Here is a 17,355-nt window from a genome sequence, read left to right on the forward strand (position 1 = left end):
GAGAACAGAAATGGAGATGAAAGATCTCGCGTTACCATCTTTAAACCGTTTTGCATCGGACTATTTACAAAACCATCTTGAAACAGAGGATTATTTTCACTATGACTTGTCTAAGCCTGACATTTATCGCAATAGATATGATGAATTGATGAACCGCTCTTTTTTACGTGATGAATTGTCGGATTACATAAAACAATACATGTCTCGTTTTTCATGCAATGATGCCGTTAAGGGAAATGTTGAAAGGTTGCGCAGGGATGATTCCGTGGTTGTGATTGGAGGACAGCAGGCTGGGTTATTATCCGGTCCGCTGTATACCATTCATAAAGTGATTTCGATCATTAAGCTTGCGGAAGAACAGGAAAAAGAACTGGGGCAGCCGGTCATTCCAGTTTTTTGGATAGCTGGAGAAGATCATGATTTGGCTGAAGTCAATCATGTTTATGTTATGAAAAACGGAAAACCCTACAAAAAAACCTATCCTTCCTATCAGCCGTATAAAACAATGGTTTCTGATGTGGAACTGGAAACGGAAAAGGCAGAGAAGTGGTTCGAAGAAATCATTGAAACATATGGTGAAACTTCCTTTACGAATAAACTCCTGTTTGATATGAAGGAAACCATTAGGCAATCGAAGACCTTCGTCGACTTCTTCGCCAGGTTGATACATGAGTGGTTCAAAGAATATGGCCTTTTACTAGTTGATGCTGGAGATCCGGAATTAAGGCAAATCGAGAAGGACTACTTTGAATCGATGGTTAATAAAAGTGAACGGATTGCTAAATTGGTCGAGGAACAACAATCATTCATGCATGCAAAAGGGTATGCAAAAATGATAGAAATGGATAGACAGGCAGCGAACTTATTTTATTATGATCCAGAAAAAAAAGATCGATGTTTACTCGAACGTGTGGACGGCGGCTTCAGCGGGAAAAATGGTGAGGTATCATTTACCGGGCAGGAACTTCTGCAGATAGCCAAAAATCATCCAGAACGATTAAGCAACAATGTCATTACACGTCCGCTTATGCAAGAAATGCTTTTCCCTGTATTGGCTTTCGTTTCTGGTCCAGGGGAAATAGCCTATTGGGCAGAATTAAAACAGGCATTTGAGTTGTTTTCCATGAAGATGCCACCAATCATTCCTAGGTTAAACATCACGCTTGTAGAGCGTAGTGTCCATACGGATCTTGAGGAAATGGGACTCAGTTTGGAAACTGTTCTGACAGAAGGAACCGCTAATGCTGTAAAAAGTTACCTCGATTCCGTGAAAGATGAGACGATTGACAGCCTGTTCGGGACGCTGAAATCACAGCTTGAAGAGAACCATGAAAAGCTTTTTGTCCACGCTGTCTCTTTAGATAGAGGACTTGAACCGATGTTGAACAAAAACATTGAATTTATCCAAAAGCAATTGGATTTCATGTATGGGAAAATCGGTGACCGAACAAAGGAACGTCATTCGGTGATATTGAAGAAATATGAACGGATAGCAAATTCGCTGTATCCCCTTGGATCACCCCAGGAGAGGATTTGGAATGTTTTTTATTACCTGAATCAATATGGGCCAGAGTTCATTCAGGATATCATGAAACTGGAATACCGGTTCAATAATCAGCATAAATTGATTTTCATGTAGAAAAACCATCCGTTTGGGGAAAAGTGGTGGACCAAACATATTGAATAAGGGTTCCCACTTTCCTATCCTGACGGAGGGGTTGAAAAGTGGAAAAAAGACAGGTGCTAAAGCCTGTCTTTTTTTCTGGTTACAGGCATTTGACAGGTAGTGCTTCGACAGTAATAGTGGGACTGCGTCGTAGTCTGAGTCCATTCGAGCGAAATGCAGATTTCTTTAAATAAATTGGCTAAATAAACTTAAGTAGAAAAGAAGGGAATTTTTACTTGGAAGGAGAAAGTAAAAACAAGTGGAGAAAGGTGGGGGATTGTGGTACATTGAGATTAGAATGTGGGGGTAATGGGTATGTTCATGGGAGAGTACCATCATAACATCGATATAAAGGGCCGTTTGATAGTCCCAGTGAAATTCAGGGACAATCTAGGGGAGCAATTTGTTCTTACCCGCGGACTCGATCAATGTTTATTTGGTTACCCTATGGAAGAGTGGAAGCTGCTTGAAGAAAAGCTGAAAGCCCTGCCTTTAACAAAAAAAGATGCCCGAGCCTTTACCCGTTTTTTCTTTTCTGCAGCTACAGAATGCGAAATTGATAAACAAGGGCGAATTAATATCCCCACGCCGCTTACTTCATATGGCCAATTGGAAAAAGAATGTGTAATTCTTGGTGTTACCAATCGTATTGAGATTTGGAGCAAATCCCTTTGGGAAAACTATTTTTCAGCTTCGGAGGATTCTTTCGCTGAGATAGCAGAAAATATGATTGGCTTTGATATTTAAGGCTGCCCTCAGAAATAGAGTCACTCAATAACCGATTGGAAGGATGTCTAGCATGTTTCAACATACAACAGTGTTATTAAAAGAGACGGTTGATGGATTGAACATCAAACCTGATGGAATTTATGTGGATTGTACTTTAGGAGGAGCCGGTCACAGCGAATACTTACTTTCACAGCTCTCTGACAAGGGCAGGCTTTATGCTTTTGATCAGGACGAAACGGCGATTCGGAATGCTAAGGAAAAATTGGAAAGCTATGGCGATCGTATTGTTCTTGTTCCTAATAATTTTAAATACTTAAAAGAAGAGTTGAATGCCCGGGGAATCGAAAAAGTGGACGGGATTCTTTATGATTTAGGTGTATCATCCCCGCAATTGGACACACCGGAGCGCGGTTTCAGTTATAACCATGATGCCCCTTTGGATATGAGGATGGACCAAAGTGCTGCAATTTCTGCCTATGATGTCGTGAATAACTGGTCATTCCATGATTTGCTGAGAATTTTCTTTCAATATGGAGAAGAAAAGTTTTCGAAGCAAATCGCCAGGAAAATTGAAGCGGCACGTGAAATAAAACCGATTGAAACGACGTTTGAGCTTGTTGAGTTGATTAAGGATGGGATACCTGCTCCGGCAAGACGTAAAGGCGGACATCCTGCGAAAAGAGTATTCCAAGCAATAAGAATCGCTGTGAATGATGAACTTGGTGTCTTTGAAGATTCGTTAGAGCAAGCTATATCGCTATTGGATAAAGAAGGAAGAATATCTGTCATTACATTCCATTCGCTTGAAGATAGAATTTGTAAAACGGTATTTAAAAAAGCGAGTGCCCTTCCAGACCTTCCGCCTGGACTTCCAATTATCCCGGATGAATTCAAACCTACCATGAAAATAATAACGAGAAAACCGATATTACCTTCAGAAGAAGAATTGGAAGGGAATAATCGTTCCCGATCGGCTAAACTAAGAATCGCCGAAAAGCAATAATTACAGAAAAAAATCAGTAAGGGGGAACATGAATGAGTTCCATAGCCAAAAAAATGCAAGAACAGCAATATGAAGACCAACAACAGCAACAGACACATCAAACAGTGGTCATCCGTAAAGCGAAGATATCCATTGGTGAAGTTTTCTTACTATGTGCCCTTGCTATAATGGTTACCTTTATGGGAGTGAAAATAGTCTCTAATCAAGCGGCAATTTATGAAACGAATAAAGAAATCCAGCTAGTGGAAACTTCAATTGAAGAACAGGGTAAAGTGAATGATGATTTGAAAGTGCAGGTTGCTGAACTTAGTACATACGAAAGAATTTGGAAAAAAGCTGCAGCGCTAGGGTTCAAGTTAAATGAGAATAATGTGAAGGGTGTGCAGTGATAATGCAGAAACAAAAAAATATGAAGCATGGGGCAGCCGGATTATTCTTCTTATTCGGCCTGCTCTTTTTTGTATTAGTCTGCCGCTTTTTGTATATTCAGGTGACAGGTACAGCAGGCGGGGAGGTACTTGCTTCGAAAATCGACAAGAAATATGAAAAGAAACAGGTCATAGAAGCAAAAAGGGGAAGCATACTCGATACAAAAGGTGATGTCATCGCCGAGGATACTTCGTCCTATATTTTAAGGGCTGTACTCAGTGAAAAGGAACCAGAGCATGTCAAAGATCCTGAGATGACCGCGAACAAGCTTGCAAAATATATCGACATGGATGAACAGGACATCTATGAAAGACTTACAAAAAAAGAGGCATACCAGGTAGAGTTTGGCAGTGCCGGCAAGGATTTGACCCAGGTCGTCAAGCAGAATATAGAAAAACTGGAACTGCCGGGAATTACATTTGGAAGAACCAATAAACGTTTTTATCCTAATGGGATTTTCGCATCCCATCTGATTGGTTATGTAGAAAAAGATGAAGAAACGGGAGAAATGGCCGGTAAGTTCGGCATTGAAAAGTACCTCAATAAAGAATTGCAGGAAACGGACGGGAAGCTTACATATGACAGTGACTCATGGGGACTGCTTTTACCGGATTCAAAGGAAAAGGTGGTTGCTCCGGATAATGGCAGTGATGTCATGCTTACCATCGATAAGAAAATACAAACGTTCCTGGAAGATTCGCTGAGTAAAGTGCAAGCAAAATACGATCCCGAGCAAATCATAGCGATTGTGTCCAATCCCAAAACGGGGGAGATTGTCGCGATGGGGCAAAGGCCTACCTTCCATCCGACAACGAAAGTCGGGCTTACGGATACATGGCGTAACCTGGCTATTGAAGAAAGCTTCGAACCGGGATCAACCATGAAAACATTCACCCTTGCCGCGGCTGTTGAGGAAGGGGTCTTTAATCCAAACGAAAGTTTTGTCGCGGGAACCTATAAAGCCGGATCGGGCAAAATCGGTGATCATAGCGGAATCGAAAGAGGGAAGAGCATGACCTTTCTGGAAGGGGTTCAACGTTCTTCAAACGTCGCATTTGCCACTCTTGCAATGGATAAGATCGGAGCGGATACTTTTCGTGAATATTTGACTAAGTTCGGTTTCGATAAAAAAACGGGAATTGACCTGCCGAACGAGATAACCGGTAAAATTCAATACAAGTATAAGCTTGAAAAAGTTACTACTTCCTTTGGACAAGGTTCGACCGTTACGCCGATTCAACAGATCCAAGCTGCATCCGCAATAGCCAATGACGGAAAAATGATGCGGCCGTACGTGATAAAAAGCATTTCCGATCAGGATACCGGAAAAGTTTTGAAAACGACAAAGCCGAAAGTGACAGGGGAACCGATTTCGGCAGAAACTGCAAAACAAGTCCGTGATTATTTGGAAACGGTGATTTCCGCGAAAAAAGGAACAGGGAAAAAATATGCCATTGATGGATATGAAGTAGCGGGGAAAACCGGTACTGCACAAATTGCGGGCCCGACAGGTAGATATTTAGAAGGAAAAAATAACTATGTATTCTCCTTTTTAGGTATGGCTCCAAAAGATGATCCGCAGTTGGTCATTTATGTGGCGGTCAAGCAGCCGAAGTTAGGTGTATCTTATGTTGGGGCTGATCCATTATCAGAGATATTTAATCCTGTCATGCAAAATAGCCTGCAATATCTAAACATCAAACCTTCTGATGTTAAAAAACAAAAAGCAAATAAAATCGTTGACTATACGAACCAGACCGAGAGTTCGGCGGTCGCAGAACTGAAGGAACTTGGCTATGATGTAAGTACGATCGGGAGTGGACGTAAAGTGCTCGATCAATCCCCAAAAGCCGGGAGTATACTCTTACAGGGTGAAAAAATAATCCTGAGGACCGAAGGCGAAATGAAAGTTCCGGAGATGAAGGGATGGTCTTTGCGCGATGTCATGAAATTAGCTAAGGTTGCAAAACTGGATCTAAAAACTAAAGGAACTGGTTATGTGAGTAAACAGAGTCTCGGGGCCGGAAAAAGGGTGAAGGAAGGAGAAACCTTCAATATTGAATTATCCCAGCCTGAAGGGGCTGCTGAAGATATACAGACTAATGAGAAAACAGAGTGAAAATAACGATGGGGGTCCATTTGGACCCCCATCGTTATTTTTTTGAATGTTTCTTAGTCTAGCAACGAGTAGACAAGCATATATTGAAGCATGTATGAAATGGAGGTGCCTGTTTTTGCGTGTTTCGAATGTTACTGTCCGAAAACGGCTGGCAATCGCATTGGCAGTAGGTATCGTTGTTTTTTTTATCATTGATATCCGTTTGGGAATTGTGCAGTTTTATCTAGGGGATAAGTTGACGGGGCTGGCTAAAGATTCCTGGAGCAGGAATATTCCTTTTGAAGCCAAACGAGGAGAAATTCTGGATCGGAATGGTGTCGAGCTGGCAACGAATATATCCGCGCCAACAGTCTATGTCATCCCAAGACAGATTGAGAATCCTGGGGAGACGGCGGAACAGCTTGCTTCAATATTGGATATGACAAAGGAAAAGGCTTATCAATGGTTAACGAAACAGGCGATGAGCGTCAGAATCCCGGAAGGCAGAAAGATATCTCATGAAAAGGCGAAGGAAATTAAAGCATTAGGGATAAAGGGCGTTTATATCGCTGAAGATTCAAAGCGCCATTACCCCTTTGGTGAATATCTTTCGCATGTTCTTGGCTTTACGGGATCTGATAATCAAGGGCTGATGGGTATTGAATTGTCTTATGATAAGGAACTGAGTGGGGAAAGAGGATTTGTTAAATTTTATTCTGATGCGAAAGGGAAAAGGCTTGAGAATATGGCAGATGACTATAAGCCTCCTGTTGACGGTGATAACCTGAAGCTTACGATCGATAGCAAAATCCAGACAATCGTGGAGAGGGAGCTCGATAATGCGGAGGCCACATATAATCCCGATGGTATTATTGCCATTGCCATGGACCCGAACACAGGGGAAATATTGGCAATGTCGAGCAGGCCAACTTTTGATCCAGCCAATTTTCAAAATGTACCTTCAGAAGTGTATAATCGCAATTTACCAGTTTGGAGTATATATGAACCAGGTTCGACCTTTAAGATCATCACGCTTGCTGCAGCGCTGGAGGAAGGGAAGGTCGACTTACAAAAGGAACATTTTTATGACTCAGGACATGTGGAAGTGTCAGGGTCTACACTGCATTGCTGGAAAAGCGGAGGACATGGGGACCAAACTTTTCTTGAAGTCGTCGAGAACTCATGTAACCCTGGTTTTGTAGAATTAGGGAACCGGCTTGGTAAAGACAAGCTGTTTAAATATATAAATGATTTCGGTTTTGGGCAAAAGACGGGGATTGATTTAACCGGAGAAGGAAAAGGAATCATGTTCAACATGGATCGAGTGGGTCCGGTTGAGCAGGCAACCACTGCGTTTGGACAAGGTGTTGCCGTAACGCCCATTCAGCAGGTGACAGCGGTGTCGGCGGCCGTGAATGGTGGGACTTTGTATACACCTTATATCGCAAAGGAACTGGTGAATCCAAAAAATGGGGAAGTGCTGATGCGAAAGACCCCACAGGCGAAGAAAAAGGTGATTTCAGAAGCAACCTCAAAGAAAGTCCGTGAAGCACTTGAATCCGTTGTTGCTCAAGGGAGCGGTAAAGGAGCATTCGTGGAGTCGTACCGAGTTGGCGGGAAGACGGGTACAGCCCAAAAAGCTGAAAATGGCCGATACCTTGAAAATAATTATATTCTCTCATTCATTGGTGTCGCTCCAGCGGATGATCCGCAAATCGTCGTCTATATAGCTGTGGATAATCCGAAAGGAACGGTACAATTCGGCGGTGTCGTTGCAGCACCGATCGTTGGGAATATCATGGAGGATTCACTTAGGGCAATGGACGTCAAGCCAAGAAAAAACCAGATTGAGAAGGAAACGGTCTGGACGGATCCCGTCATGGTCGAGGTACCTGACGTTGTTGGACTTAGTAAAAAAGAGTTGCAAACACAGCTCATCGATCTTAAGCTGGATATTGCCGGTAATGGGGAAAAAGTCATAAATCAAGCACCGGATCCAGGTGTTAAAGTAAAACAAGGCTCTACAATAAGAATTTATCTTGGCGAAAATACAGAATAAGTATAATATAATAGATGAATAGTTAAAGCGGCTGAAGAATCATCAGCCGCTTTGTTTACGGAGTCGTGAAAACCACGTATAATTGAAATTGGTTTCTCGACAAGCCAAGGCTAATCACATATAATGAATCCTCAAATTAAGTTGAGAGGGATGGAAAAATGAAGCTTCACAAATTACTATCTTATTTAAACTCCTTATTTACGTATGAAGGAGAAAATCCTGAAATCACCTCCATAGAAAATGATAACCGTAAAGTCATAGACGGAAGTTTATTTGTTTGTATAAAAGGTTATACAGTCGATGGTCATGATTTTGCCCAACTCGCTGTAGAACATGGAGCTGCAGCAGTCATTGCGGAAAGGCCGCTTGAACTCGATGTTCCCGTGATCGTTGTCAGGGATTCAAGCAGGGCGATGGCCGTGCTTGCCGATGCATTTTATGGACATCCGACTCAAAAGATGCGTTTGATTGGAATTACAGGAACGAATGGAAAAACGACGACCAGTCACTTATTGGAAAAGATTTTCGAGGATCGACATGAAAAAACAGGACTGATTGGCACGATGTATACAAAAATTGCCGATACGGTATATGAAACCAAGAACACGACGCCAGATAGCGTTACGCTCCAGAAGGCATTTCATGAAATGGCCAAAGCGTCTGTCTCCACGGCCATTATGGAAGTTTCTTCGCATGCACTTGAACTTGGGCGCGTCCATGGCTGTGATTATGATATTGCCGTTTTTACGAATCTCACACAGGATCATTTGGACTTCCATAAAACCATGGACAGATACAGGCAGGCAAAATCCTTATTTTTCTCACAGCTCGGCAATGCTTACATAGAGAGTCGTCCTAAATATGCTGTGCTTAATGCTGATGATGAGGCAACAGCTGATTTCATTAAAGCGACAGCTGCTACAGTCGTTACTTACGGCATCGACAAAGAAGCGGATATCAGGGCGAAGGATATAAAAATTGACGCAAAAGGAACATCGTTCACCTTGACAGCAGGTAAAGAAGAGCGTTACATTCAGCTGAAGCTAATTGGTAAATTCAGTGTTTACAATGTCCTCTCAGCCATCTCTGCTGCTCTGTGCGCCGGTAACGATCTAGATGAGACCATTAAATCCATCGAGGCAATAAATGGTGTTGCAGGCCGTTTTGAACTCATTACAGCGAATCAGGCCTTCCCGGTCATAGTTGACTATGCCCATACCCCGGACAGTTTAGAAAATGTTTTAAGAACTGTTGGTGAGTTTGCTCAAAAGAAAATCTTTGTGATAGTGGGCTGCGGTGGGGACCGAGACAAGACAAAACGTCCTATCATGGCCGAAATTGCATGCAGCTTGGCGACTGACGCGATTTTCACATCGGATAATCCACGCAGTGAAGATGCTGCCCAGATCCTGCGGGATATGGAAACTGGCGTAGCAGGCAAAGAATATACGGTAATTGAAGACCGTAGGCAGGCGATTGCTTATGCTGTTTCCAAGGCGGAAGAGGGCGACGTTATTTTAATAGCTGGAAAAGGTCATGAAACATATCAATTGGTCGGTGACGAAGTGCTTCACTTCGATGACCGTGAAGAAGCAAAAAAGGCGATTCAAAGTCGTTTGGGTTCAGTTTGAACAATCGGTGAATGAATTTGCCCTGCTGCAAATAAGAACAGACAACAAGCAGAATTTTATATTTGAATTGTGTTAGGAATGAGGGAGTAAGGAATGTTGGAACAAGTAATTTTTTATACGATTTTGGTGGCGTTTTTAGTAACCGTTCTTCTTTCGCCGATTTTTATCCCGTTTTTAAGAAGATTGAAATTCGGGCAAAGTATCAGGGAAGAAGGTCCACAATCGCATCTGAAGAAAACGGGAACACCCACCATGGGCGGTTTGGTCATATTATTATCTGTTACCATCGCTACACTGGTCATGACTTTGAAATTTTCGGTACCTTCGACCGAAACGTATTTATTATTATTCGTTACTTTAGGATTTGGTTTATTAGGTTTCTTGGACGATTTCATCAAAGTGGTCATGAAGCGAAACCTGGGACTGACTTCTAAGCAAAAATTGCTTGGGCAAATTGTGATTTCGGTGATCTTTTACTTCGTCTTTAAACAGACAGACCGTTTTAATCCTGAATTGACGATTCCAGGCACTGATTTTGCCGTTGATTTTGGCTGGTTTTATCTCTTTATCGTTATTTTCTGGCTGGTAGGTTTTTCGAATGCCGTCAATTTGACGGATGGACTTGATGGACTTGTCTCAGGAACATCAGCCATTGCTTTTGGTGCTTTTGCCATATTGGCCTGGAGTCAGTCACAATACGATGTCGCTATTTTTTCGGTGGCGGTTGTCGGTGCGGTGCTCGGATTTTTGGTATTCAATGCACATCCTGCAAAGGTATTCATGGGGGATACGGGTTCCTTGGCCCTTGGAGGAGCGATCGCTACCATCGCCCTGTTAACGAAGCTTGAAATCCTCCTGGTAATCATTGGCGGAGTCTTCGTCATTGAGACGCTCTCAGTCATCCTACAGGTAGGATCTTTTAAAACGACTGGAAAACGTATTTTTAAAATGAGTCCGCTTCATCATCATTATGAGCTTTCCGGCTGGTCGGAATGGCGCGTCGTCGTGACTTTCTGGACAGTGGGGCTGCTGTGTGCGGTACTCGGAATCTATTTAGAGGTGTGGATATAATTGAAAGAGACTGCAAAGTATTCAGAGAAAAAGATATTGGTATTGGGATTGGCAAAAAGCGGAGTGACGGCAGCTTCGCTTCTACATAAATTAGGAGCTTTCGTAACGGTGAATGACATGAAGCCATTATCGGAAAATCCTGAGGCTCAAGGACTTCTTGAACAAGGAATTAAAGTCATCTGCGGTAGTCATCCGATCGAGCTTCTTGATGAGGGTTTCGAGTTGATCGTGAAAAACCCGGGAATCCCTTATCGGAACCCTATCGTAAAAGGGGCATTGGAAAAAGAGATTCCGGTTATTACGGAAGTTGAATTGGCCTATCAAATCAGTGAGGCCCCTTTCATAGGCATCACTGGTACAAATGGGAAAACGACTACGACAACATTAATATTCGAAATGTTGAAGACCGGTGAAAAGTCCCCACTTATTGCTGGGAATATCGGGACAGTGGCTTCGGGGGTTGCTGAAAAGGCAAAATCAGATGACTCGATCGTCATTGAATTATCATCGTTTCAGTTAATGGGAATAGAGGAATTTCGTCCTGAAATCTCAGTCTTGACAAATTTGTATGATGCGCATTTGGATTATCATAGTTCCAAACAGGAATATGCCGAAGCAAAAGCTGCGATTGCGAAAAATCAAATAGGTTCAGATTTCATGATTTATAATGCAGATCAAGATCCCGTTGTATCCATGGCGAAAAAGACCAAGGCTGAACTTGTACCTTTTTCAACTGAAGTGAAACATGAGAATGGAGCCTATGTAGAAGAAGGTGCCGCATACTTCAGAGGAGAAAAAATCATTGATGTTTCAGAGATAGCGCTTCCTGGAAAACATAATTTGGAAAATGTGCTCGCGGCCATATCAGCGGCGAAACTGAAGGGTGTTGCCAACGAAGCCATTCAGACTGTATTGAAAACATTTTATGGTGTGGAGCACCGTTTGCAGTTTGTTGCAACGATCGAAAACCGTAAATTTTATAATGATTCGAAAGCGACGAACATTCTAGCGGCGTCCAAAGCATTAACATCCTTTACGGAACCTGTCATCTTATTGGCAGGCGGGTTGGACCGCGGGAATGAATTCGATGAGTTGAAACCGGCTATGAAAAATGTCAAAGCCTTGATAACTTTTGGCGAAACCGCAGAAAAAATTGAGCGGGTAGCAAAAGAAATAGGAATAGCGAATATAAAACGTGTCGATAATGTAGAAAAGGCCGTACCGGCTGCATTTGAATTATCAAATGAAGGCGACTGCATTCTTCTCTCCCCGGCTTGTGCAAGCTGGGATCAATATAAAACTTTTGAGCAAAGAGGAGACATGTTTATGGAGGCCGTGCATAAACTTAAGTAAGAGCTTTCGCAGAGAGAAGTGAACTTGCTTCTACGTTGACACCTTGGAAAAAAGCGATAATGAGCCGTTATCGCTTTTTTTTTGACTAAAGTGCTGACAAGCAATCAGCAATGATGTTTTTATTCGTACAGGCTCGAAAAACTTCCTAGAGGTGGATGTCCGTGCCATTAAAAAAATCGAATCCTGATCTCATTCTCATTATCGTCACCTTAAGTCTTTTGACCGTTGGATTAATCATGGTTTACAGCGCGAGTGCCATTTGGGCAACATATAAATTTGATGATTCCTTTTATTTTGCAAAAAGACAGTTGCTGTTTGCCTGCGTTGGTGTCATAGCCATGTTTTTCATCATGAATGTGGATTACTGGACGTGGCGGACTTGGGCCAAGATTTTGATCATCATTTGTTTCATTATGTTACTGGCTGTGCTGGTGCCGGGTATAGGGATGGCGAGAAATGGTTCGAGGAGCTGGATTGGTGTAGGTGCCTTTTCGGTCCAACCTTCTGAGTTCATGAAGCTAGCGATGATCGCTTTTTTAGCTAAGTTTTTATCCGAACGGCAAAAGCTGATCACCTCCTTCAAAAAAGGTATGCTTCCATCCTTGGGTTTAGTGTTTTTGGCATTTGGATTGATCATGTTACAGCCCGACCTTGGAACGGGAACGGTAATGGTAGGAACCTGCATCGTCATGATCTTTATTTCCGGGGCAAGAATCAGCCATTTTGTCGGCTTGGGTCTTATCGGGGTGGCTGGTTTTATCGGTCTGATTTTGTCAGCGCCTTACCGGATAAAAAGGATCACATCTTTTCTAGATCCTTGGGAAGATCCTTTGGGTAGTGGATTTCAGATGATTCAATCGTTCTATGCAATTGGGCCCGGGGGATTATTCGGGCTGGGACTCGGGCAAAGCCGCCAAAAGTTTTTCTATTTACCAGAACCTCAGACTGATTTCATTTTTGCCATACTGTCCGAGGAACTTGGCTTCATCGGAGGCTCTCTGGTCATTTTGTTATTTGCGCTTATGCTTTGGCGGGGCATACGGATCGCGCTTGGTGCCCCTGATTTATATGGGAGCCTTGTAGCGGTGGGAATCATTGCAATGGTCGCCATTCAAGTGATGATCAATATAGGGGTGGTAACGGGATTGATGCCGGTTACGGGTATCACCTTGCCCCTCTTGAGTTATGGTGGTTCATCTCTGACACTAATGTTGATGGCGATCGGAGTGCTCCTGAATATAAGTCGTTATTCAAGATTCTGACATCAGGAAAATATATGATATGAGAAAAGGGAAGTCCTGTTAAATGCAGGGCTCCCTTTTTTTTACGTTGAAAGCCCTTGCAGGAAAAAGATTTTGGAGGGGACCTTGCCGGAATTTAGAAATAATTGAAATGTCGCTTAAATATTACCATGTATGAATGTTGGGGAATCCACAATAAATATTGGCAATACAGCTTTGTTTAGACTATAGTATAAGAGGGTTAGGCCGTACTGGGGCTTGCTTCTGTTTATTTTTCTGCTTAAAAGGTGTTATTAATCTTCTAAAATAAGTGACCTCATGGAAGAGGAATTGAAAATCGTAACTTGGAATTTTTGGAACAACAAGGAGGTTTATCATGGATAAAGTGATAAAGCAATTAACTGAAATGAAAATCGGCAAAGTTCTAGAACAGGAACCGCTTGCGAATCATACAACTATGAAAATTGGGGGGCCGGCTGATTTATTCATCGTGCCATCTTCCATTGAAAATATAGAAAAAACGATGCAGGTCATTAAAGAACATGGGATACCATGGAGGGCGATTGGCAGGGGCTCGAACCTACTTGTAAGTGATGGCGGAATTGAAGGTGCCGTGCTTAAATTGGGTAGAGGACTTGATCATCTTGAGATAAATGGCGCCGAGATTAAAGCAGGGGCTGGGGTATCACTTGTCAGCCTGTCCGTACAAATCAGTAAAAAAGGGTATGCAGGATTGGAATTTGCCAGTGGAATCCCTGGTTCGGTCGGCGGAGCTGTCTATATGAACGCTGGTGCGCACGGTTCCGATATGAGTGAAATTCTCAAGGCGGCACATGTCCTTTTTGAAGATGGAACCCTAGCTTGGCTTTCTAAGGAAGAAATGGATTTTTCTTATCGTACTTCCCTACTTCAGAAGAAAAGACCTGGAATCGTACTTGAAGCAATTTTTCAATTGACTGAGGGTGATAAAACCGAAATCGTTGAAAGAATGCAGAATAACAAAAATTACCGTAAAGAGACGCAGCCGTATAATCTTCCATGTGCCGGGAGCATATTTAGGAATCCTCTTCCGCATCATGCAGGTAAACTGGTGGAGAATGCAGGCCTGAAGGGACACTCGATTGGCGGAGCTCAGATTTCACCGATGCATGGGAACTTTATCGTTAACACAGGTAATGGAAGTGCAGCGGATGTTCAAGCCTTGATACAGCATGTGAAGGATACTGTGTATGATATGTTTGAAATTGAAATGGAAACAGAAGTGGAAATTATCGGCCGGAAATAATAATGGAGTTATTTTTTATATCCAAATTTTGTGATATAATGTGTTACCTTTTAAAGTTTATTTATAACCGAATTTTGAGTTTGATTGATTTCGTACTGTGTCAAAAACCATCCATTTTTTCAGGAAGAGGTGAAAGGGATGGAAAAGGGAAAAATAGTTTCCATTGAGGACCGCATCCCGAAATTAAAACAATTAAGAAAAAGTAAAGCAAACAGGCGGCTTGTTCTTTTGCTTTCCCTTTTCTTCATTCTGGTTGCTTGTGTGCTATATTTTTTATCCCCTTTGAGCTATGTGAAATCCGTGCAGGTGGAGGGTAATCGTTATATTACTTCCAAGCAGATCATTAAATTGAGTAAGGTGAAGAAGGATCGAAGCATCTGGAAGGTTGATACAGGGGTAACCGCGGCTAATATCAAAAAGAATCAGGAAATAAAAAGCGTTAAGGTAACACCTGTATTTCCTAATGCCATTAAAATTACGGTTTCGGAACATAATAGGATGGCATACCTGTCCAATAATGGGAAGTTTGCCCCTATTTTGGAAAATGGGACCGTTTTGGAGGAGCTAGCAACAGGAGAAATTCCAGTATTTGCCCCGGTTTTAATTGGTTTCAAAGAGGGTAAAGCATTAAAGTTGCTTTTAGAAGAATTGGACAAGCTTCCTGTCGAGATTCAGAATGCCATTTCCGAAATTCATTATGCTCCAACCAAAACAGATGCCTATCATATCGTCATGTTTATGAACGATGGGTTTGAGGTAAGTGCGACAAGCCGGACTTTATACGAAAAAATGATTCACTATCCATCGATTGTCAGCCAGTTGGATCCTGATGTAAAGGGTGTCATTGATCTGGAAGTGGGTTCTTATTTTAAAGCATATGAAGACGCTGAACAAAAGGAAGACACTAATGAGGAAAATTAATGGCAAACGGGTGGTTTTGCCCCTAGTTTGCGTAGTTCTCGGATTTATGATTGCCTTCTCTTACAATCTGACCAAAGATGGTAAAGGAGTAGGGAAGGACAAAGCCTGGGATCAGGAATATGAACTCAGGCAACAATTGATCGAACAAGAGAAACAGAACCGGGACCTTCAGAAGGAACTCCTTCAAAAGCAAGAAAATGTATCCAAAATAGAAAAGGACCTAGCACAGGAAAAGCAGCTTTTTTTCAATTTGGCAAAGGATACGGAGAAATACCGGATGTTTCTCGGAAAAGTGAAAGTGAAAGGCACAGGCCTTCAGGTGACTCTTGAAGATGGTACAGATATGGACTCAAAAGCCAATGTCAATAACTACCTGGTCCACGAACAGCATGTCTTCAAGGTCGTCAATGAACTATACATATCAGGTGCAGAGGCTGTTGCGATTAACGGTCAAAGGTTAAATCATAATTCGTACATAATCTGTAATGGGCCAGTGATCACAATCGATGGCCATCAGCATCCTGCTCCATTTACCATTTCTGCGATTGGGGACCCTGATGTCCTGGGTGCTTCCCTGGACTTACCAGGTGGCATTAAGGAACAGCTGGTTAATGAGAATATTATCTTTACAGTGGAAAAACAAAAGAATATCATTTTTGATCCAATTATTGGAGGGTGATTAGATCGCCGGATTCGATGAAAGATTGGTGAGAAACTGGAAATGAAAAAAAAGCTTTCTTTTAGTTTGGTTACGTTGATTGCTGGCTTCATGCTCGCTATTCAATTCAATTTGGTGAATCAGCCTGTCATTTCCGATACAAGGGATATGTGGGAGCTGAAAAATGATTTATTGAAAGAACAGCAGACCCAGGTGGAATTAATTGAGGATATCAGTAAGCTTGAGGGGAAAATTGCCTCCTATGAAACAAAGAAAAATGAGAGTAAAGAAGAAGTATTGCGTGACACCCTGACCGAATTAAAGACTGACGCAGGGTTGACTGAAATAAAAGGTAATGGGGTAATCGTGTCTATACAGCCTATCAAAGAAGATATCCTACTTGGTGAGAGAATCGAGTATATTTCACCTGTGCTGATAATTCGGCTCATTAATGAAATGTATAGGTTTGGAGCTGACGAAATTTCCATTTCAGGGCAAAGGTATATATCGACATCGGTTATTCGTGATATTAATGGACAGCCGAAAATGGACGGATATCCCCTAGTCAATTACCCTGTCGAAATGCAGGCAATAACCGTTAATCCAAAGAAACTTAAGCAGCGCATTGAAGGTTCTGAACTTATGGATGATTTCTTTATAGATAATTTTGAAGTGCAGATTAAGGTGCCGACTGGTGAATTAACATTGCCGGCATACCAAAATGCTATTAATGTGGAACACATGGAACCCATTATGGATGGGGGGGAATCGTGATGTGGTTGCCAGTTTTTGGACTCTTAATTGGGATCACCCTTGGTTTTTTGGTGGATTTTGATATTCCCCAAGAATATTCAAATTATCTCTCCATTGCCGTGCTTGCTGCTTTTGATACCTTGTTTGGAGGCATACGGGCGCATCTGCAAAATCTTTATGATGAAGTAGTATTTGTAACAGGATTCTTCTTTAATATTGTTTTGGCCGCAGGTTTGGCTTTTCTAGGTGTACATCTTGGTGTAGACTTATATTTAGCCGCAATCTTCGTGTTCGGCGTAAGGCTCTTTCAAAATATCGCCCTGATTAGAAGGATCCTAATTGAAAAATGGTCCATTTCCCGGAAAAAGCAGAAAAAAAATCTTTAATTTTAAAGGGAATTAAGTTATAAATGACGAATAGTTTATGGCAGTATCTAGTTTAGTAATATATCAGTTAAG

General features: G+C 42.1%; 15 protein-coding genes. All 15 read left to right on the forward strand.

Annotated elements, in window-relative coordinates:
- The first annotated feature begins 10 nt into the window (after positions 1-10).
- The gene (bshC, locus tag QUF78_RS08520) at positions 11-1,639 is read left to right on the forward strand and encodes a bacillithiol biosynthesis cysteine-adding enzyme BshC (protein ID WP_289324322.1); all 1,629 of its coding nucleotides are present in this window, start codon (positions 11-13) and stop codon (positions 1,637-1,639) included.
- A 342-nt stretch (positions 1,640-1,981) separates the two neighbouring features.
- Entirely contained in the window at positions 1,982-2,413 is a 432-nt protein-coding gene (gene mraZ, locus QUF78_RS08525; RefSeq protein ID WP_053345229.1) for a division/cell wall cluster transcriptional repressor MraZ, read from the forward strand.
- A gap of 52 nt (positions 2,414-2,465) precedes the next feature.
- On the forward strand, positions 2,466-3,398 hold the full coding sequence (gene rsmH, locus QUF78_RS08530) for a 16S rRNA (cytosine(1402)-N(4))-methyltransferase RsmH (RefSeq protein WP_289324323.1): 933 nt from the start codon (positions 2,466-2,468) through the stop codon (positions 3,396-3,398).
- A gap of 32 nt (positions 3,399-3,430) precedes the next feature.
- Positions 3,431-3,787: a cell division protein FtsL gene (gene ftsL / locus QUF78_RS08535; RefSeq protein ID WP_289324324.1), complete on the forward strand. Its 357-nt coding sequence runs from the start codon at positions 3,431-3,433 to the stop codon at positions 3,785-3,787.
- Positions 3,788-3,789: 2 nt separating this feature from the next.
- Positions 3,790-5,946, forward strand: coding sequence for a penicillin-binding protein (locus QUF78_RS08540; RefSeq protein WP_289324325.1), 2,157 nt, complete (start codon positions 3,790-3,792; stop codon positions 5,944-5,946).
- Between the two features lie 115 nt (positions 5,947-6,061).
- Positions 6,062-7,984 (forward strand): stage V sporulation protein D, encoded by a 1,923-nt coding sequence (locus QUF78_RS08545; RefSeq protein ID WP_289324326.1) that lies wholly within the window; start codon positions 6,062-6,064, stop codon positions 7,982-7,984.
- Between the two features lie 158 nt (positions 7,985-8,142).
- Entirely contained in the window at positions 8,143-9,615 is a 1,473-nt protein-coding gene (locus QUF78_RS08550) for a UDP-N-acetylmuramoyl-L-alanyl-D-glutamate--2,6-diaminopimelate ligase (protein WP_289324327.1), read from the forward strand.
- 93 nt (positions 9,616-9,708) lie between these two features.
- The gene (mraY, locus tag QUF78_RS08555; RefSeq protein ID WP_289324328.1) at positions 9,709-10,686 is read left to right on the forward strand and encodes a phospho-N-acetylmuramoyl-pentapeptide-transferase; all 978 of its coding nucleotides are present in this window, start codon (positions 9,709-9,711) and stop codon (positions 10,684-10,686) included.
- The gene (murD, locus tag QUF78_RS08560) at positions 10,687-12,039 is read left to right on the forward strand and encodes a UDP-N-acetylmuramoyl-L-alanine--D-glutamate ligase (protein ID WP_289324329.1); all 1,353 of its coding nucleotides are present in this window, start codon (positions 10,687-10,689) and stop codon (positions 12,037-12,039) included.
- 155 nt (positions 12,040-12,194) lie between these two features.
- Positions 12,195-13,301, forward strand: a complete 1,107-nt coding sequence (gene spoVE / locus QUF78_RS08565) for a stage V sporulation protein E (RefSeq protein WP_034313896.1) — start codon at positions 12,195-12,197, stop codon at positions 13,299-13,301.
- Positions 13,302-13,656: 355 nt separating this feature from the next.
- Complete coding sequence (gene murB / locus QUF78_RS08570) at positions 13,657-14,565, forward strand: UDP-N-acetylmuramate dehydrogenase (protein WP_289324330.1); 909 nt, start codon at positions 13,657-13,659, stop codon at positions 14,563-14,565.
- 138 nt (positions 14,566-14,703) lie between these two features.
- Positions 14,704-15,486, forward strand: a complete 783-nt coding sequence (locus QUF78_RS08575) for a cell division protein FtsQ/DivIB (RefSeq protein ID WP_289324331.1) — start codon at positions 14,704-14,706, stop codon at positions 15,484-15,486.
- On the forward strand, positions 15,473-16,165 hold the full coding sequence (locus QUF78_RS08580; RefSeq protein WP_289324332.1) for a DUF881 domain-containing protein: 693 nt from the start codon (positions 15,473-15,475) through the stop codon (positions 16,163-16,165). Before QUF78_RS08575 ends, QUF78_RS08580 begins: the two co-directional genes overlap by 14 nt.
- Positions 16,166-16,207: 42 nt before the next feature.
- Positions 16,208-16,918 (forward strand): DUF881 domain-containing protein, encoded by a 711-nt coding sequence (locus QUF78_RS08585; protein ID WP_289324333.1) that lies wholly within the window; start codon positions 16,208-16,210, stop codon positions 16,916-16,918.
- A complete protein-coding gene (locus tag QUF78_RS08590) occupies positions 16,918-17,283 on the forward strand; it encodes a small basic family protein (RefSeq protein ID WP_289317225.1) in 366 nt (121 codons plus the stop codon). The genes QUF78_RS08585 and QUF78_RS08590 overlap by 1 nt, the downstream gene beginning before the upstream one ends.
- The last annotated feature ends 72 nt before the right edge of the window (positions 17,284-17,355 follow it).

Source organism: Peribacillus sp. ACCC06369 (assembly GCF_030348945.1).
Classification (GTDB): Bacteria; Bacillota; Bacilli; order Bacillales; family DSM-1321; genus Peribacillus.

Coding starts and splice junctions, on each gene's coding strand:
- bshC (WP_289324322.1), top strand. CDS start 11: ATGGAGATGAAAGATCTCGCGTTACCATCTTTAAACCGTTTTGCATCG.
- mraZ (WP_053345229.1), top strand. CDS start 1,982: ATGTTCATGGGAGAGTACCATCATAACATCGATATAAAGGGCCGTTTG.
- rsmH (WP_289324323.1), top strand. CDS start 2,466: ATGTTTCAACATACAACAGTGTTATTAAAAGAGACGGTTGATGGATTG.
- ftsL (WP_289324324.1), top strand. CDS start 3,431: ATGAGTTCCATAGCCAAAAAAATGCAAGAACAGCAATATGAAGACCAA.
- QUF78_RS08540 (WP_289324325.1), top strand. CDS start 3,790: ATGCAGAAACAAAAAAATATGAAGCATGGGGCAGCCGGATTATTCTTC.
- QUF78_RS08550 (WP_289324327.1), top strand. CDS start 8,143: ATGAAGCTTCACAAATTACTATCTTATTTAAACTCCTTATTTACGTAT.
- mraY (WP_289324328.1), top strand. CDS start 9,709: ATGTTGGAACAAGTAATTTTTTATACGATTTTGGTGGCGTTTTTAGTA.
- spoVE (WP_034313896.1), top strand. CDS start 12,195: ATGTCCGTGCCATTAAAAAAATCGAATCCTGATCTCATTCTCATTATC.
- murB (WP_289324330.1), top strand. CDS start 13,657: ATGGATAAAGTGATAAAGCAATTAACTGAAATGAAAATCGGCAAAGTT.
- QUF78_RS08575 (WP_289324331.1), top strand. CDS start 14,704: ATGGAAAAGGGAAAAATAGTTTCCATTGAGGACCGCATCCCGAAATTA.
- QUF78_RS08580 (WP_289324332.1), top strand. CDS start 15,473: ATGAGGAAAATTAATGGCAAACGGGTGGTTTTGCCCCTAGTTTGCGTA.
- QUF78_RS08585 (WP_289324333.1), top strand. CDS start 16,208: ATGAAAAAAAAGCTTTCTTTTAGTTTGGTTACGTTGATTGCTGGCTTC.
- QUF78_RS08590 (WP_289317225.1), top strand. CDS start 16,918: ATGTGGTTGCCAGTTTTTGGACTCTTAATTGGGATCACCCTTGGTTTT.